We start from the raw sequence: 17,001 nt of genomic DNA, 5'->3' as shown, positions 1-17,001 counted from the left end.
CGCCGTGTTCCGTCGCCGGGCTGCTTCCGGTCGGGCTCCGCTCCTCGGCGTTTCGCGGCGACGTTTCTCGGCGTTCGCCCGCACGGTATCGCGCGAGGCTGGATGTTCCGCACGGTGCGTCCCGTCGAGCTCCCGGCACATCTCGGCGCGACAACCTATTGACATGACATTTGCACGGGGTTCATCGTACTCGAACTAGAGCGCGCTAGTAGAGCGCGGCAGTCCAGCCACCACCCCACCATCCCGGGGTCTTCCGGTGCGAAGGGAAACCAGCGTGATGTCGTTCGAAGTGCTGACCATGGGCCGTGTCGGAGTGGATGTGTACCCGCTCCAGAGCGGTGTCGGGCTGCCGCAGGTCACTTCGTTCGGCAAGTACCTCGGCGGCAGCCCCACCAACGTCGCGGTGGCCGCCGCCCGCCACGGACACCGCGCCGCGGTGATCACGAAGACGGGCCGCGACCCGTTCGGCGACTTCGTCCGCACGGCCCTCGGCGGCTACGGCGTCAGCACCCGGTTCGTCGGCACCTCGGACATCGCGCCCACTCCGGTCACCTTCTGCGAGATCTTCCCGCCCGACGATTTCCCGCTCTGGTTCTACCGGCTGCCGAAAGCCCCTGACCTGGACATCCGCCCGGACGAGCTGGACCTGGGCGCCGTCCGCCACGCGCGGATCCTCTGGATCACCGGCACCGGGCTGGCCGAGGAACCGAGCCGCTCGGCCACCTTGGCCGCGCTGGAGCACCGGGCGAAGTCGGGCACCACCGTCTTCGATCTCGACTGGCGCCCGATGTTCTGGCCCGACACCGACGCCACGGCAGCCCGCGCGTACTACGCGGAGGCGCTGCGGCACACCACCGTCGCCGTCGGAAACCTGGCCGAGTGCACCGTGGCCACCGGTGAGCACGAGCCGTACGCCGCCGCGCGGGCGCTGCTCGCGACCGGGGTGGAGCTGGCCGTCGTGAAGCGGGGCCCAGCGGGCGTGCTGGCCATGGACGCCGAGGGCCGCACGGTAGAGGTACCGCCCGCTCCGGTGGAGGTCGTCAACGGGCTCGGTGCCGGTGACGCCTTCGGCGGCGCCCTCTGCCACGGCCTGCTGGCCGGGTGGGACACCCGGCGCACGACGGCCTTCGCCAACGCGGCAGGCGCACTCGTCGCGGGCCGGCTCGCCTGCTCCGACGCCATGCCCACCGAGGCCGAGGTCGACGACAAACTGCGCGCGGTGAACGGGACGAGCGCGAGCACGAGCAGGGCGACGAGCGACGAGGTGAACAGTGCTGCCTGAGAAGGTGAGCCGCCTCGTGGAGACCCGGGTCAAGGATCCGGGCGCCATCGCCGCCGCGGCTGCCCGACGGATGAAGGCCACCTCCCTGTTCGGCGAGCACGGCAAGGCGATGATCATTGCCGCCGACCATCCCGCGCGGGGTGCCAACGCGGTGGGTTCGGACCCGTTCGCCATGGCAGACCGGTTCGAGCTGCTGGAGCGGATGTGCCTGGCGCTGGAGCGGCCCGGGGTGACCGGGGTCCTGGCCACCGCCGACATCCTGGAGGACCTGCTGCTGCTCGGCGTGCTGGACGGCAAGAGCGTCTTCGGGTCGATGAACCGCGCGGGGCTGGCGGGTTCGGTCTTCGAGATCGACGACCGCTTCACCGGGTACGACGCCGAGACGATCGCCGCGATGGGATTCGACGGCGGCAAGATGCTCACCCGTATCGCCCTCGACGACCCGGCGACCCCGGCGGCCTTGGAGAACACCGCCCGTGCCGTCGACGCGTTGAACGACCGCCGGCTCATCGCCATGGTGGAGCCGTTCTGGTCCTGCTGGCAGGACGGGCGGATACGCAACGACCTCTCCCCGGACGCGGTCGTCAAGTCGGTCACCGTCGCCTCCGGTCTGGGACGGCGCAGCGCCCACACCTGGCTGAAGCTGCCGGTCGTGGCCGATCCGGAGGCGATGGAACGCGTGCTGGCCTCCTCGACGCTGCCCGCGCTGCTGCTGGGCGGCGAGGTCAAGGACCCCGACACCGCCTTCGCCTCCTGGGGCCGGGCCCTCAAGCTGCCCACCGCACAGGGCCTGGTCGTGGGGCGCTCCCTCCTCCACCCCGCGGACGGTGATGTCGCCGGTGCCGTGGACCGGGCGGTGGAGCTGCTGTGAGCGACACGAGTACGGGCCAGGTGTCCAACCCTCCGATGCCCAAGGAGAAGAACCGATGACCGCAACCGTCCGCCTCACCACCGCACAGGCCCTGGTGCGCTTCCTGGCCAACCAGTACAGCGAGCGGGACGGGCACGAGCAGCGGCTGATCCCCGGCGCGTGGGGGATCTTCGGACACGGCAACGTGGCAGGCCTCGGGCAGGCACTGTTGCAGGCTGCGGTCGCCGAAGAAGCCGATCTGCCCTACTACCTGGCACGCAACGAGCAGGGCATGGTGCACGCGGCGGTGGCGTACGCGAAGATGCGCGACCGGCTCTCGGCATTCGCGTGCACGGCGTCAACCGGGCCCGGCTCTACGAACATGCTCACCGGTGCGGCACTGGCGACGACCAACCGGCTGCCGGTGCTGCTGCTCCCCAGCGACATGTTCGCCACCCGCGCGCCCGATCCCGCACTCCAGCAGCTGGAGGACACCAGAAGCGGGGATGTGACGGTCAATGACGCCTTCCGGGCCGTCTCGAAGTACTTCGACCGCATCTCGCGGCCCGAACAGCTGCTCTCGGCGGCACCTGCTGCCATGCGGGTGCTGACCGATCCGGTGGAGACGGGCGCCGTCACGCTGGCGCTGCCGCAGGATGTGCAGGCCGAAGCGTTCGACTGGTCGGCCGACTTCTTCCGGCGCCGGGTGTGGCACGTGGGTCGCCCGGTGCCGGAACCGGCCGCTGTGGAGCGGGCCGCGCAGGTGCTGCGTCGGGCGAGAAGGCCGCTGATCGTCGCGGGTGGCGGCACGGTCTACTCCGGCGCCTGCACCCAGCTGCGGGCCTTCGCCGAGGCCACCGGCATCCCCGTGGCCGACACCCACGCGGGCAAGGGCGCGGTGGCCTGGGACCACCCCTGCGCGGTGGGCGGGATCGGCTCGACCGGCGCGTACGCGGCCAACGAACTGGCACGCGAGGCGGATGTCGTGTTGGGCATCGGTACCCGCTACTCGGACTTCACCACCGCGAGCCACACGGTGTTCGGCAATCCGGACGTCACGTTCGTCAACCTCAACGTGGCCCGCCTGGACGCGGTGAAACACGCGGCCGAGCCGCTGGTCGCCGACGCCCGGCTGGGTATCGAGGCGTTGGCGGGGGCGCTGGCCGGCCGGCACGTCACCGACGGCTACCGCCGCCGCAGCCGCGCACTGATCGCCCGCAACCGGGAGATCGAGGAGGAGTGCTTCGCACCCGGTCGCGGCGGAGGTCGGCTGCCTGCCCAGACGCAGATCCTGGGTGCGCTCAACGATGCCTTGGACGAGCGCGACGTGGTCATCAACGCGGCCGGTTCCATGCCCGGCGATCTGCAGCAGCTGTGGCGGGCCCGGGACCCGAAGGCGTACCACGTGGAGTACGCGTACTCGTGCATGGGCTACGAGGTGGCCGCCGGGGTCGGCGCCAAGATGGCCGACCCGACGCGTGAGGTGGTCGTCCTGGTCGGGGACGGCTCCTATCTGATGATGGCCCAGGAGATCGTGACCATGGTGTCCGAGGGGCTGAAGGTCATCATCGTCCTGGTCCAGAACCACGGCTTCGCCTCCATCGGTTCGCTCTCCGAGGCCCTCGGCTCGCAGCGCTTCGGCACCAGCTACCGCTTCCGGAACGACGACTCCGGGCTGCTGGACGGCGACGTGCTGCCCGTCGATCTGGCCGCCAACGCCGCATCCCTCGGTGCCGAGGTGCTGCACGCCGAGGGCGTCGAGGACTTCCGCACGGCGATGGAGAAGGCCAAGGCCGCCGATCGCACCACCGTCGTCCATGTGGAGACCGACCTGTACGGGCCCAACCCGCCCGCACACGGATGGTGGGACGTACCCGTGAGCCAGACCTCGGCGCTCGACTCCACCCGCGCCGCCTACCAGGCATACGCCGCGCACAAGGCCACCCAGCGCCACTACCTGTAGATCGCCGGCCCGTCCGGCACGCCCCAGCGAAGGAAGCCCCACCGCGCAACCCGCCCCGCCGCGTACACCACCGTCGTACCGGACCCAGGCCTCCCCTCCTCCCCCTCTCCCCTAAGGACTGATCCACCATGGCAACGGCGCCGTCCGAGCTTCGTACCGTCGCAGGCAATCTGTGCCTCGGCTCAGCTCCCGACTCCTGGGGTGTCTGGTTCCCCGAGGACGAGCACCAGGTCCCCTACACCCGCTTCCTCGACGAGCTCGCACAGGCCGGCTACACCTGGCTGGAGCTCGGGCCCTACGGCTATCTGCCCACCGATCCGGCCGTCCTCGCCGAAGAGCTCGCGGTGCGCGGGCTGCAGGTCTCCGGGGGTACCGCCTTCGGCGGGCTGCACCGCCCCGAGGCATGGGACGAGATGCTCGCCCACGTCCGGAAGGTGGCGGAGCTCACAGCTGCCGCGGGCGCCCATCATCTCGTCCTCATTCCGCCCATGTACCGGGACGAGAAGACCGGCGACTTCACCGAGTCCCCCGAGCTGAGCCCACAGCAGTGGGCCGGCTTCGGCCGGAACGCCGACCGCCTCGGTAGGCTGTTGCTCGACGAGTACGACATCCGGCTGGTCCTCCACCCGCACGCGGACAGCCACATCCAGACCCAGCCCGAGATCGAGCGGCTGCTCAACGAGTCCGACAGCCGGTACACGAATCTGTGTCTGGACACCGGTCACGTCGCGTACGGCGGTGGTGACAACCTCGATCTCGTGCGCCGCTTCGGCGCGCGCGTCGGATATGTGCACATCAAGCAGCTGGACCCGGCGGTGCTGGCGCAGGTCGCCGACGAGAACCTCTCCTTCGGGGAGGCCGTCAAGCGGGGCGTATGCGTCTCGCCACCCGACGGGGTACCGGATCCGGCCGAGGTGGTGGACGCCCTCTCCAGGCTCGACGCGGAGCTGTTCGTCATCGTCGAGCAGGACCTGTACCCGTGCGCTCCGCAGGTGCCGCTCCCCATCGCGGTGCGCACCCGTGAGCACCTGGCCGGCTGCGGCCTGACCGGGACCCGACGCCCGAACAACGACCGGTAGGAGGCGGCCATGGATGTCAGAGACGAACCGACCAGCGGTGAAACGACCGCGCATCCGGCGCCTTCCGTGCCGTCCACGGCGCTCGACGACGCGCCACCGGCCGTGCGGCGCCGGTTGCGGCTCATCACCCTGATCGCCACCTTCGGCGGGCTGCTCTTCGGCTACGACACGGGCGTGATCAACGGCGCGCTGCCGTACATGACCGACGACCTGGGCCTGACCCCGGTCACCGAGGGTATGGTCACCAGTTCGCTGCTGCTCGGCGCGGCCCTCGGAGCGGTCACCGGCGGCCGGCTCTCGGACGCGCGGGGACGGCGGCGCAACATCCTGCTGCTGGCCGCGGTCTTCTTCGTCGGCGCACTGGGCTGCTCCCTCGCCCCCAACACCGAGGTCATGATCGTGGCGCGGTTCGTGCTCGGTCTCGCGGTCGGCGGCGCGTCGGTGACGGTGCCCGTCTACCTCGCGGAGATCTCGCCCGCCGAGCGGCGGGGCGCGCTGGTCACCCGCAACGAACTGATGATCGTCAGCGGTCAGCTGCTGGCGTTCAGCTGCAATGCGGCCCTCGCCCGGGTGGGTGGCGAGTCCGGCGGTGTCTGGCGCTGGATGCTGGTGCTGGCGACCCTGCCGGCCGTGGTGCTGTGGTTCGGCATGCTGGTGATGCCGGAGAGCCCCCGCTGGCTGGCCACCAAGGGCCGATTCCCCGACGCGCTCGCGGTCCTCCAGCAGGTCAGGTCGCAGGCGCGGGCGGAGGCCGAACTGAGCGAGGTCTCCGCGCTGGCGGTCAAGGACGAGCAGGCCAAGCTGGGCGGCTGGAAGGACATGCGGGCCACCCCCTGGGTGCGCAAGCTGATGTTCGTCGGCTTCGGCATCGCGATCGTGCAGCAGATCACCGGCGTCAACACGATCATGTACTACGGCACCCAGATCCTCACCGAGGCCGGCTTCGCCTCGGACAACGCACTCACGGCGAACATCGCCAACGGTGTGATCTCGGTGCTCGCCACCTTCGTCGGCATCTGGCTGCTGGGGCGCGTCAGCCGTCGCCCGATGCTGATGACCGGGCAGCTGGGAACCACCGCGGCGCTGCTGCTGATCGGTGTCTTCTCCCTGACCATGGAGTCCGGCGCCGGGCGTGCCTTCGCGGTGCTGGCCATGACCATCACCTTCCTGGCCTTCCAGCAGGGCGCGATCTCGCCGGTGACCTGGCTGATGCTCTCGGAGATCTTCCCGACGCGGATGCGGGGCTTCGGAATGGGCGTCGCGGCTGTGGTGCTGTGGCTGACCAACTTCGTCATCGGGCTGGTCTTTCCCTCCCTGGTCTCCGGGATCGGGGTCTCGAACACCTTCTTCCTGTTCGTGGTGTTGGGCCTGTTCTCCTTCGCCTTCGTGAAGCTCTACGTCCCCGAGACGAAGGGGCGCACCCTCGAACATCTCGAGGACGAGCTGCGCGCCCGCTTCTCCTGATCTCTTCTCCCCTCTTCTCTCCCACTCTCCCTCCCATCACCGTCCCCCGGGGCGCGGCCGAGACGGCGCCCCGGGGGACGTGGAAAGGAATCCCCATGACAGTGCGTGTAGGGGTCATCGGTGCCGGGATGATCGGCCAGGAGCACATCCGCCGGCTCAGCGATGCCGTCGCGGGCGCCCGGGTCACGGCGGTCACCGACATCGACGGCGCCCGGGCGGACGAGACGGCGGCCCAGGTCGGCGCGGTCACGTTTCCCGACGGCCCGGCGCTCATCGCGGCGGACGACATCGACGCCGTACTCGTCACCTCCTGGGGCCCCACCCACGCCGAGCATGTGCTGAACGCCGTCGCGGCGGGCAAGCCGGTCTTCTGCGAGAAGCCGCTCGCGACCAGCGCGGAGGACTGTCTGCGCATCGTCGAGGCCGAGCGCGCGCACGGCCGGCGGCTGGTCCAGGTCGGCTTCATGCGCCGCTACGACGCCGGATACCGGCAGCTGAAGGAGGTGCTGGACGGCGGCTCCATCGGTGCCCCGCTGATGGTGCACTGCGCCCACCGGAACCCCACCGTGCCGGACTCCTACCACTCCGCCATGGCCGCCCAGGACACGGCCGTGCACGAGATAGACGTACTGCGCTGGCTGCTGGAGGACGAGATCGTCTCGGCCCAGGTGGTCACCCCGCGCTCGACCAGCAAGCGGTTCGCGCACCTCAAGGACCCGCAGATCATGCTCTTCGAGACCGCGAAGGGCGTGCGCATCGACCTCGAGGTGTTCGTCAACTGCCAGTACGGCTACGACATCCAGTGCGAGACCGTCGGTGAGGACGGGCTGGTCCGGCTGCCCGACCCGGCAGCCGTCGGCGTTCGTACCGCCGGACGGCACGGCACCGCCGTGCTGCAAGACTGGAAGGGCCGGTTCGCCGACGCGTTCGACACCGAGTTCCGCGAGTGGGTCGCCTCGGTCGAGGCGGGCGACGAGCCCACCGGTCCGTCCGCCTGGGACGGTTACGCCGCCACCGTCATCACCGACGCCACGGTCCGGTCCCTCGAATCGGACCAGCAACCCGTCACCGTCGACATGAAGCCCCGCCCCGCTCTCTACGGAGGCCTCGCGTGAAGATCACCCTCGACCCCTACATGCTCCGCTCGCTGCCGCTCGACGAGATGGTGCGCACCGTCGCCGAACTCGGCTACGAGTACATCGAGTTGTCGCCGCGCGACGACTTCATGCCGTTCTTCCTGCACCCTCGCGCGGACGACGACCGCGTCGCCCAACTGAAGGACTCGCTACGGCGGCACGGCGTCAAGCTCTCCTCGGTGCTGCCGCTGTACAAGTGGTCCTCGCCCGACGAGACCGAGCGGCAGACCGCCGTGCGGCACTGGAAGCGGATGATCGAGATCACGGCCGAGCTCGAATGCCCGCTGATGAACTCCGAGTTCAACGGTCGCCCGGAGCGCGCCGCCGAGAGCGAGGCGGCCTTCTGGCGCTCGATGGAGGAGCTGCTGCCCGTCTTCGAACGCGAGGGCATCGCGCTGAATCTGGAGGCGCACCCTGACGACTTCTGCGAGGAGAACGCCCCCGCGGTCGACCTCGTCCGGGCGCTCAACAAGCCCTGGGTGGGCTACCTCTACTGCGCCCCTCACTCCTTCCACCTCTCGGGGCCCGCGCAGACCGGTGCGGACATCGCGGCGATGCTGCGCTACGCGGGCGAAAAGCTCCGCCATGTACACATCGCCGACACCTTCAACCACAAGGGCTCGTCCGGGCTGCGCTACATCCTCAACCCTCCGGGCACCCCCGCCCGTATCCACCAGCACCTCGACATCGGCCAGGGCGAGGTCGACTGGGACGCCTTCTTCGGCACCCTGCGCGAGCTGGGTTTCGACGGCGTCGCCACCGCCTGTGTCTTCGCCTGGGAGGAGCGCGCACGCGAGTCCTCGGCCCTGATGCTGGAGCGTATCTCGAAGGAACTCATCGGCTGAGCGGCGACCGGGCACCCGGTCCGATGAACGCCTGTCGTACCCGATCGAGTGGAAAACAGAAAGCGGCACGCAGGCCCGGCCGTGCCCTCGCTAATCTGCTGCCAAGAAGGGGACAGGGCCGCAGGGGGCGAGAGGGCACGGTGGGGGAAAAGCATGCGCCGCATGGGACAGGTATTTTGGCCGAATTCCGTCGCGGCGGAGTACGAATGCCGGGGGTATTGGCGCCGCCAATTGCTGGGGGACCTCCCGAAGAAGTGGGCGGCGCGGCACGGCGACCGGGTCGCGGTGGTGGACGATCACCGCTCACTGACCTACGCGGAACTGGCCGCGATCACGGAGAGGACGGCGGCAAGGCTGCTGCGGTCGGGCCTGCGTGACGGCGACAACCTGGTGCTGCAGCTCCCCAACAGCTGCGAGTTCGTCGCACTGCTGCTGGGCTGCATGCGCGCGGGGATCGCACCGGTCATGGCGCTCCCGCAGTACCGCGAACACGAACTGGTCCACCTGGTCCGCACCACGGACGCCGCCGCGATCGCGGTGGCGGGCCAGGACCGGGGGTGCGACTACGAACAACTCGCCCACCGGGTCGCCGAGATGAGCGATCGGCGCTGCCGGGTCCTCGTCGCGGGCGAGCCGGGGCTGCCCGCCTCCGTCTCCCTGCGCCCCGCTCTCGAACGCCGTCCCACCGCGGCGCGGGAGGAGGCCGACGGCACCGGCACGCCGCCGGACCTGCCGTCTCCGCTGCCCGACGATCTGGCGCTGCTGCTGCTGTCGGGCGGCACGACGAGTGGTGCGCCGAAACTGATCGGACGCACGCACAACGACTACGAGTACAACTTCCGCCGTATGGCCGAGCTGTGCGGCTTCGACGAGCGCACCGTGTATCTGGCGGTCCTGCCCGCCGGGCACAATTTCACGCTCGGCTGCCCCGGCGTGCTCGGCGCCCTGTCGGCCGGCGGCAAGGTGGTGCTGGTCTCCTCGCCCGCCCCCGAGGCCGCTTTCGCGGCGATCGACAGGCACGCGGTGACCGCCACCGCGCTGGTGCCCTCCCTCGCCCAGCGGTGGCTCGACAGCGTAGCGGGAACCCGCTCCGACGCCTTTGGCCTCGCCCTCGTCCAGGTGGGCGGGGCGCGGTGCCCGGAGTCCGTGGTCACCGGGCTCCAAGGGGCGTTCGGCTGCACCGTGCAGCAGGTGTTCGGCATGGCTGAGGGCCTGCTGAACTGCACTCGGCTCGACGACCCGGCCCGGATCGTGCGCGGCACCCAGGGCCGTCCCATCAGCCCCGGTGACGAGATCAGGGTCGTCGATGCCGAGGGCAGGCCGGCTGAGCGGGGCGAGTTGCTGACCCGGGGGCCCTACACACCGCGCGGATACTTCCGCGGGGGCACGCACAACAGCCGCAGCTTCACGGCCGACGGCTGGTACCGCACCGGTGACATCGTGCGCCGGCACCCGAGCGGCAATCTGGTGGTCGAGGGCCGCACCAAGGATCTGATCAACCGGAACGGGGAGAAGATCTCCGCGGCGGAGGTCGAGGACCTGGCGTGCCTCATCCCCGGCGTGCGCGCGGCCGTCGCCGTACCGGTGCCCGACCCGGCCACCGGGGAACGCCTCGGACTCGGCGTCGTACTGCGGCACGGCAACGGGCTCGACCTGGACCAGGTGAGAACCTTCCTCACCGGAAAGGGCGTCGCCAGGTTCAAACTCCCGGAATATCTGCATGTTCTGCCGGAGATCCCGCTGACACCCCTCGGCAAGCCCGACAAGAAAAAGGTTCGGGACTTTCTCCTCGCCGACCGGTCCGTCGAAACGGTGTGAGCCCGACCAACAAGGAAAGAGAGACGGACTTGGCCGCAAGGTCTCGTTACGAGGAATTTGGTGCCGAGTTGTCGGCGGACCCGTTGTCGGCCGCCGTGGGCCTGGTCCGGTCGAATCTTTTCGACCGGTACCTGGTGTACGAGAAGAACGGCGTCTTCACCGTGGCCGGAGGAATCGCCGGTCAAGTGGTCGCCGACCCCACCCGGATCCGGGCCGTGTGGCAGGACACCGAGACCTCGCTCCCCTGGGACGCCAAGGATCTGCGTCCGTTGGCGGGACTCCTCGACTCGCTGCCGGTGGCGGACTGGCGGGTCTACGGGTGGGCCGCCTTCGAGCTCTCCTACCCGCGTGCGGGCATTCCCGTGCCCCCTTCCGCCGACCCGCTCCTGCACCTGGTGCTGCCCAGGGTCGAGGTGTCCTTCGGCCCTGGGCGGGTGCGGGGGCGGGCGTTGGACGCCGTGGAGCGGGAGAAGGTGCTGGAGCAGCTTCTGGAGTGCTCCGGCGCGCCGCCCGGTGGGGACGACGGCGCCGAAGCGGTGCAGCCCCGCCGCCTGGGGGTCGAGGGAGACGACGCGGCCGCCTACCAGGAGGCGGTACGTCAGGCGGTGGAGCACATCGAGCAGCGCCGGCTGCAGAAGGTCATTCTCTCCCGCGTGCTGCCCGTGGACTTCGAGGTGGACCTCGTCGGCACATACGCCGCCGGGCGGCGCCGCAACACACCCGCACGGTCCTTCCTCTTCGACTTCGGGCAGCTGCGGGGCGCCGGATTCAGCCCCGAGACGGTGGCCGAGGTCTCCCCCGAGGGCGTGGTGACCACCCAGCCGCTGGCGGGTACGCGGGCCCGCTCCGACGTCAGAGAGATCAACGAGCGCCTGCGGTCGGACCTGCTGCGCAACGCCAAGGAGATCTACGAGCACGCGATCTCGGTCAAGGCGTCCTTCGAGGAGCTGCAGCACGTGTGCGACCCGGCCAGTGTGCGGGTGAACGACTTCATGTCCGTCAAGCAGCGGGGCAGCGTCCAGCACCTGGGCTCCCGCGTCACCGGCGACCTGGCGGCGGAACGCACCGCCTGGGACGCGTTCGCCGCGCTCTTCCCCGGCATCACGGCGTCCGGCATCCCGAAACCCGCCGCCTACCGGGAGATCCGGCAGCACGAGCCGTCCATGCGCGGACCCTACGCGGGCGCGGTGCTCACAGCCGGGGCGGACGGCGGCCTGGATGCCGCGCTCGTGCTGCGCAGCATCTTCCAGCGCGACGGGCGCACCTGGCTGCGGGCCGGCGCCGGAATCGTGGAGCAGTCCGATCCGGCCCGGGAGTACGAGGAGACCTGCGAGAAGTTGCGGAGCGTGGCGGGCTGCCTGGTGCCGCAGCCCTCCTCCGCCGTACTGCTCGGCTGAGCTGCCCCGTTCCGGGCGGAAGCCCGTACCCGGCGGGAGGTCGCCGCCGGGTACGGGTCTCAGGCGTAGACCTGCTCGACGAACTCGGCGAGTTGGTCGTCGCTGAGGTGGTGGGCGAGATCGGTCTCGCTGATCACGCCGACCAGGCGCTTGTTCTCGTCGATGACCGGCAGGCGCCGGATCTGGTGGGTCTCCATCTCGCGGAGGACCTCGTTCACATCCGCGTCCGCGCTGACCCAGCGCGGGGTGCCCTCGCACAGGTCCCCTGCCGTGACACGTGAGGGATCGCGTCCCGCCGCGACACAGCCGACGACGATGTCACGGTCGGTGATGATGCCGCACATCCGCTCGTTGGGGTCGTTGGGGTCGCTCACCGGCAGGGCACCCACATCGAGTTCACGCATGAGCTGGGCGGCCCGGTCGAGGGTCTCGGTGGCGGGCACCCACCGGGCGCCGGGGTGCATGATGTCGGCTGCGGTGGTCATGGCGTTCTCCTGTCGACGCAGTTCAGCCCTTCGATTCCGCCCCTCGTCCATCGTGGCCGCCGTGGCCGGATTACGCCATTCGGTCTCCGTGTGCCGTGCTCAGCCGTCGGTGCGCGCGGCGCCCGGCGCCCCCGCGCGCAGGCCGTCCATCACCAGGTCGAGGAGGCGGTCGGCGCGCGCCTGCCAGTCGTCGTGGGGGCCGATCTGCCACAGTCCGGCGATGGCGAGGAGGAAGTCCTGCGGTGTCACTCCGGGGCGGATGGTGCCGGCCCGCTCGTTCGCCTCCAGGAGGCTGGTGACCGCCTGGGTCACCGGTGCGTGCCCGAGTCCGGCCAGTGAACCGCATGTGCTGGTGGCCGCGCGCAGCGCGTCGGCGAGGCCCGCCTTGGCCAGGGCGTACTGGGCGAGCCGGTCCATCCACTCGCGCAGCGCGCGGTCCGGCGGCCGGGTGCGCAGCAACTGCTCCGCCGCCTCGGCCACTTGCTGGACCTCGTAGCGGTACACCTCCAGCACCAGCGCCTCCCGGCTGGGGAAGTTGCGATAGAAGGTGCCCTGGCCGACGCCTGCCTTCTTGGCGATGGCGCTCAGGGGGGCGTCCGCCGCGCGGGTCAGCTCCGTCAGTGCCACTTCGAGGATGCGTTCGCGGTTGCGTTGCGCGTCCGAGCGCAGCGGGGTGTCGGACCTTTGGTGCCGCACTCGTCCTCCTCCTTCCGCCCCGGCGCGGAACTGGGTGCGCTGCGGCGTGTACGGGAACTCTTGCGAACCGGACAACTGTCCGCTACGTTCGTGCCCCGTAGAGTGGACTGTTGTCCGGTTTTCTTGCACCCAACCATAGCGGCGGACGTCCGATCGGCGGGCCGCCGCTCGCCCAGCTTTTCCGTACGCGCCGATTTCCTCCCCCGCATTTGCGAAAGAGGCTGCTCATGGCCCCAGCCACCGCCAGCGCGATCACTTTGACCATCAACGGAGAGCACCACACGCTGACCGTCGATCACCGCACCAGCCTGCTCGACGCCCTGCGCGAGCGCCTCGACCTGACCGGCACGAAGAAGGGCTGCGACCAGGGGCAGTGCGGAGCCTGCACCGTCCTGGTCGACGGACGCCGCATCGTCTCCTGTCTGCAACTGGCGGTCGCGGCGGAGGGCCGCGCCGTCACCACCATCGAAGGGGTCGCGGACGGTGAAGGGCTGCACCCGGTGCAGCAGGCGTTCCTCGACCTCGACGGGTTCCAGTGCGGCTACTGCACTCCCGGCCAGATCTGTTCGGCGCTCGCCGTACTCGACGAGCACGCGGCGGGCTGGCCGAGCGCCGCCACCGACGACATACGTCCCGAGGCGGGACCCCCGGAACTGACGCCCGAGGAGATAGGAGAGCGGATGAGCGGCAACCTGTGCCGCTGCGGCGCCTACGTCTCGATCGTCCAAGCGGTGGCCCGGGCCGCCGAGAACACGACGGGGTCCGCCGCGGGCGGGACCACGAAGGAGCCTGCCGCGTGAGGGAGTTCAGCTACCAGCGCGCCACCGACGTCGACGGTGCCGTCGCCCTGCTCGACGCCGACCCGGACGCGCGCTATCTGGGCGGCGGTACCAACCTCGTCGACCTGATGAGGACCGGGGTCGAGCGCCCGGGCCGTCTCGTCGACGTACGCGAACTGCCGCTGGACAGCATCGAGTCCACCGACGACGGCGGACTGCGCATCGGCGCCACGGTCACCAACAGCGAGCTGGCCGCCCATCCTCAGGTTCGCCGCCGCTACCCGGCGCTGGCGCAGGCCGTGCTGGCCGGGGCCTCCGGGCAGCTGCGCAACATGGCCACCGTGGGCGGCAACCTCCTCCAGCGCACCCGCTGCGCCTATTTCACCGACACCTCCCTCCCCTGCAACAAGCGCGCCCCCGGCACCGGCTGCTCGGCCGCCACCGGCGAGCACCGCAACCACGCGATCCTCGGGGCCTCCGCGCACTGCGTGGCCGTGCACCCCTCCGACATGGGTGTCGCACTGGCCGCGTTCGACGCCGTCGTCTCGTACGAGACCGCCGAGGGCAGCGGGCAGGTGGCTCTCGCCGACTTCTATCTGCCGGTGGGCGACACACCGCACCGGGAGACCGCGCTGCCGCCCGGCGCGCTGATCACCGCCGTCACGCTGCCGCCTGCTCCGGTCGCCGCGCACTCGCGCTACCGCAAGGTCCGCGAGCGAGCCTCCTACGCCTTCGCCATCGGCTCCGCAGCCGCCGCGCTGGAGGTGGCCGACGGTGTGGTCCGCGAGGTGCGGCTGGCCTTCGGCGCCGTCGCCTCCCGGCCGTGGCGGGCCGGCACCGCCGAGCGGGTGCTGAGCGGGCGGCCGCCCGTCGCCTCCGTGTTCGCCGAGGCCGCCGACGCGGAGCTGGCTGCCGCCCAGGTGCTGGAGCAGAACGCCTACAAGGTGCCCCTGATACGCAACCTCGTCGTCGCCCTGCTCACCGAACTGGCCGAGGAGACCACCCGATGACCACCACGGCACAGCCCACGGCCACCACCGCGCGGCACCGCTCCGTGGGTGTCGCCCACACCCGCGTCGAGGGCCGGGACAAGGTGACCGGTGCCGCTCGCTACGCGAGCGAACAGCCCTTCGCCGACCTGGCACACGGCTGGCTGGTGCTGTCGACCGCGGCACGTGGCCGTATCCGCGCGATCGGCGAGGAAGCGGTGCGCGCCATGCCCGGCGTCCTGGCCGTCCTCCACTCCGGCAACGCGCCACGCGTGATGACCGACTACGTCTCCCTGCTCGGCCCGCCCGACCCCACCAACGCGCTGTTCCAGCACGACCGGGTACCGCACATCGGCTGGCCGGTGGCGCTGGTGGTCGCCGAGACGCCCGAGCAGGCCCGGGAAGCCGCCGAAGCGCTCGTGGTCGAGTACGAGGTGGAACCCCACGACGTGGCCTTCCACGCCGACCGGCCCGACAGCTACGTGCCCGACGACGGCAACGCGGTGCTGACCAAGGGGGACCTGGAGGCCGAACTCGCCGCCTCCGCCGTGGTGCTGGACGCCACTTACACCACCCCCGAGCAGCACCACAGCGCCATGGAGCCGCACGCCGCCACCGCCCGGTGGGACGGTGGACGACTCGATGTGCTCGACGCCAATCAGGGCGCCATGTGGGTCGCGGACGAACTCGCGAAGATGTTCTCCCTGGACCCGTCGTCGGTCCGGGTGCGCTCGGAACACATCGGCGGCGCCTTCGGCTCCAAGGGCCTGCGGCCGCACCAGGTGGCCGCGGTGATGGCGGCGACGGTGCTGCAGCGTCCCGTGCGCGTCGCACTGACCCGGCGCCAGACGTTCGCGGTCACCGGCTATCGCAGCCCCACCGCGCAGCGGATGCGGCTCGGCGCCGACCCGGACGGGCGGCTGCGCGCGTTCGGCCACGAGGCCCTCAACCTCACCTCGACGCTGCGCCCCTTCGTCGAGACGAGCGCCGCGCTCGGACGCGTGCTGTACGACGCCCGGGCGCACCACACCGCGCACCGGCTCGTCGATGTGGACATGCCCACGCCGACCTGGATGCGGGCGCCCGGCGAGGCACCGGGTTCGTTCGCGGTGGAGTCGGCCCTGGACGAGCTGGCCGAACGGCTCGGTATGGACCCGATCGCACTGCGCGCCCGCAACGAGCCGACCGTCGGCCCGCTGTCCGGGCTGCCGTTCAGCAGCCGCGATCTGCTGGGCTGCTTCGAGGAGGGAGCCCGCCGGTTCGGCTGGGCCGAGCGCGATCCGCGCCCCCGCCTGCGCCGCGAGGGACGATGGCTGCTGGGCACCGGGACGGCCGCCGCCACCTACCCGTCGGGGGCCGCGCCCTCCACGGCGTCCGTGACGGCCGAGGCGGACGGCACCTTCACCGTGCGGATCTCCGCGGCGGACGTGGGCACCGGCGCCCGTACCGCCCTCACCCTGATCGCCGCGGAGGCGCTGGAGGTCGAGCCCGAACGCGTGGCGGTGCGGATCGGCGACAGCGACTTCGGGCCCGCCTGGGTCGCCGGGGGCTCGATGGGCACCCGCTCCTGGGCGCTGGCCGTCACCTCCGCCGCCGCTGAGCTGCGTGGCCGACTGGCCCTGGGCGACGGGGAGATCCCGCCGGAGGGCATCACGGCGCACACGGACACCGCGGGGCTGCTCGCCGAGCTCGCCAAGAAGGAGCGGCACTCCTTCGGCGCGCAGTTCGCCGAGGTCGCCGTCGACCCGGCCACGGGTGAGATCCGGGTACGCCGCATGCTGGGCATCTTCGCGGCGGGTCGCATCATCAACCCGCTCACCGCCCGCAGCCAGCTCGTCGGCGGTATGGTCTGGGGCCTGTCCATGGCCCTGCACGAGGAGGCGGTCCGGGACCCGGCCTCGGGCAGCCACATCGGCGCGGACCTCGCGGGCTACCACGTCGCCGCCAACGCCGATGTCCCCGTGATCGAGGCGGACTGGATCGAGGACCCGGTCCCCGACGACCCCGTGGGGCTCAAGGGCATCGGGGAAATCGGCATCGTGGGGGTCGCGGCGGCGATCTCCAACGCGGTCTGGCACGCCACCGGCGTCCGCCACCGGGACCTGCCGCTGCGACCGGATCGCGTACTGCGCGCCGAGGAGGCCCGGACCGGCGCCTGAGGACGGCGCCGAATCGCACGCCGCCTCCCGTCCGCAGCAGTGCGGACGGGAGGCGGCCG

Annotated in this window: 14 protein-coding genes; 12 read left to right on the top strand and 2 right to left on the bottom strand. The window is 71.0% G+C overall.

Annotation, left to right across the window (positions count from 1 at the left end; genetic code table 11):
• Positions 1–277: 277 nt before the first annotated feature.
• From iolC to JW613_RS20460, 9 genes are all read left to right on the top strand, one after another.
• Positions 278–1,282 (top strand): 5-dehydro-2-deoxygluconokinase, encoded by a 1,005-nt coding sequence (gene iolC, locus JW613_RS20500; protein WP_209212288.1) that lies wholly within the window; start codon positions 278–280, stop codon positions 1,280–1,282.
• Positions 1,275–2,153 carry a Cgl0159 family (beta/alpha)8-fold protein gene (locus tag JW613_RS20495; protein WP_245226039.1) on the top strand — a complete coding sequence of 293 codons (879 nt, stop codon included), beginning with the start codon at positions 1,275–1,277 and terminating at the stop codon, positions 2,151–2,153. The genes iolC and JW613_RS20495 overlap by 8 nt, the downstream gene beginning before the upstream one ends.
• Positions 2,154–2,208: 55 nt before the next feature.
• Positions 2,209–4,095, top strand: a complete 1,887-nt coding sequence (gene iolD, locus JW613_RS20490; protein ID WP_209212286.1) for a 3D-(3,5/4)-trihydroxycyclohexane-1,2-dione acylhydrolase (decyclizing) — start codon at positions 2,209–2,211, stop codon at positions 4,093–4,095.
• Between the two features lie 128 nt (positions 4,096–4,223).
• A complete protein-coding gene (locus JW613_RS20485) occupies positions 4,224–5,174 on the top strand; it encodes a TIM barrel protein (RefSeq protein ID WP_209212285.1) in 951 nt (316 codons plus the stop codon).
• A gap of 9 nt (positions 5,175–5,183) precedes the next feature.
• Positions 5,184–6,638: a sugar porter family MFS transporter gene (locus JW613_RS20480; RefSeq protein WP_209212284.1), complete on the top strand. Its 1,455-nt coding sequence runs from the start codon at positions 5,184–5,186 to the stop codon at positions 6,636–6,638.
• Positions 6,639–6,733: 95 nt separating this feature from the next.
• On the top strand, positions 6,734–7,753 hold the full coding sequence (locus JW613_RS20475) for a Gfo/Idh/MocA family protein (protein WP_209212283.1): 1,020 nt from the start codon (positions 6,734–6,736) through the stop codon (positions 7,751–7,753).
• Positions 7,750–8,619, top strand: a complete 870-nt coding sequence (locus JW613_RS20470; RefSeq protein ID WP_209212282.1) for a sugar phosphate isomerase/epimerase family protein — start codon at positions 7,750–7,752, stop codon at positions 8,617–8,619. Before JW613_RS20475 ends, JW613_RS20470 begins: the two co-directional genes overlap by 4 nt.
• 162 nt (positions 8,620–8,781) lie before the next feature.
• Positions 8,782–10,437 carry a (2,3-dihydroxybenzoyl)adenylate synthase gene (locus JW613_RS20465; protein ID WP_209212281.1) on the top strand — a complete coding sequence of 552 codons (1,656 nt, stop codon included), beginning with the start codon at positions 8,782–8,784 and terminating at the stop codon, positions 10,435–10,437.
• Between the two features lie 29 nt (positions 10,438–10,466).
• Complete coding sequence (locus tag JW613_RS20460; protein ID WP_209212280.1) at positions 10,467–11,834, top strand: salicylate synthase; 1,368 nt, start codon at positions 10,467–10,469, stop codon at positions 11,832–11,834.
• 59 nt (positions 11,835–11,893) lie between these two features.
• Here JW613_RS20460 and JW613_RS20455 read toward each other — a convergent pair whose 3' ends face one another.
• Both JW613_RS20455 and JW613_RS20450 read right to left on the bottom strand, forming a co-directional pair.
• A complete protein-coding gene (locus JW613_RS20455) occupies positions 11,894–12,319 on the bottom strand; it encodes a CBS domain-containing protein (protein ID WP_209212279.1) in 426 nt (141 codons plus the stop codon).
• A gap of 99 nt (positions 12,320–12,418) precedes the next feature.
• On the bottom strand, positions 12,419–13,015 hold the full coding sequence (locus tag JW613_RS20450; protein ID WP_209212278.1) for a TetR/AcrR family transcriptional regulator: 597 nt from the start codon (positions 13,013–13,015) through the stop codon (positions 12,419–12,421).
• A gap of 227 nt (positions 13,016–13,242) precedes the next feature.
• On the opposite strand from JW613_RS20450, the gene JW613_RS20445 reads away from it, so the two are divergent.
• From JW613_RS20445 to JW613_RS20435, 3 genes are read left to right on the top strand one after another with little or no spacing between them, the layout of a single operon-like run.
• Positions 13,243–13,815, top strand: coding sequence for a (2Fe-2S)-binding protein (locus JW613_RS20445; RefSeq protein WP_209212277.1), 573 nt, complete (start codon positions 13,243–13,245; stop codon positions 13,813–13,815).
• Positions 13,812–14,804: an FAD binding domain-containing protein gene (locus JW613_RS20440; RefSeq protein ID WP_209212276.1), complete on the top strand. Its 993-nt coding sequence runs from the start codon at positions 13,812–13,814 to the stop codon at positions 14,802–14,804. The genes JW613_RS20445 and JW613_RS20440 overlap by 4 nt, the downstream gene beginning before the upstream one ends.
• Positions 14,801–16,942, top strand: coding sequence for a xanthine dehydrogenase family protein molybdopterin-binding subunit (locus JW613_RS20435; protein ID WP_209212275.1), 2,142 nt, complete (start codon positions 14,801–14,803; stop codon positions 16,940–16,942). The genes JW613_RS20440 and JW613_RS20435 overlap by 4 nt, the downstream gene beginning before the upstream one ends.
• Positions 16,943–17,001: the final 59 nt, after the last annotated feature.

The sequence above is a fragment of the Streptomyces smyrnaeus genome (genome assembly GCF_017676345.1).
Lineage (GTDB): Bacteria > Actinomycetota > Actinomycetes > Streptomycetales > Streptomycetaceae > Streptomyces > Streptomyces smyrnaeus.
Note: the sequence above shows the minus strand (reverse complement) of the source record. Positions and strands in the feature narration are given on the sequence as shown.

Bases quoted from the DNA above. Each gene is read 5' to 3' on its own strand.
- iolC (WP_209212288.1), top strand. From the start codon at position 278: ATGTCGTTCGAAGTGCTGACCATGGGCCGTGTCGGAGTGGATGTGTAC.
- JW613_RS20455 (WP_209212279.1), bottom strand. From the start codon at position 12,319: ATGACCACCGCAGCCGACATCATGCACCCCGGCGCCCGGTGGGTGCCC.
- JW613_RS20475 (WP_209212283.1), top strand. From the start codon at position 6,734: ATGACAGTGCGTGTAGGGGTCATCGGTGCCGGGATGATCGGCCAGGAG.
- JW613_RS20445 (WP_209212277.1), top strand. From the start codon at position 13,243: ATGGCCCCAGCCACCGCCAGCGCGATCACTTTGACCATCAACGGAGAG.
- iolD (WP_209212286.1), top strand. From the start codon at position 2,209: ATGACCGCAACCGTCCGCCTCACCACCGCACAGGCCCTGGTGCGCTTC.
- JW613_RS20480 (WP_209212284.1), top strand. From the start codon at position 5,184: ATGGATGTCAGAGACGAACCGACCAGCGGTGAAACGACCGCGCATCCG.
- JW613_RS20485 (WP_209212285.1), top strand. From the start codon at position 4,224: ATGGCAACGGCGCCGTCCGAGCTTCGTACCGTCGCAGGCAATCTGTGC.
- JW613_RS20435 (WP_209212275.1), top strand. From the start codon at position 14,801: ATGACCACCACGGCACAGCCCACGGCCACCACCGCGCGGCACCGCTCC.
- JW613_RS20465 (WP_209212281.1), top strand. From the start codon at position 8,782: ATGGGACAGGTATTTTGGCCGAATTCCGTCGCGGCGGAGTACGAATGC.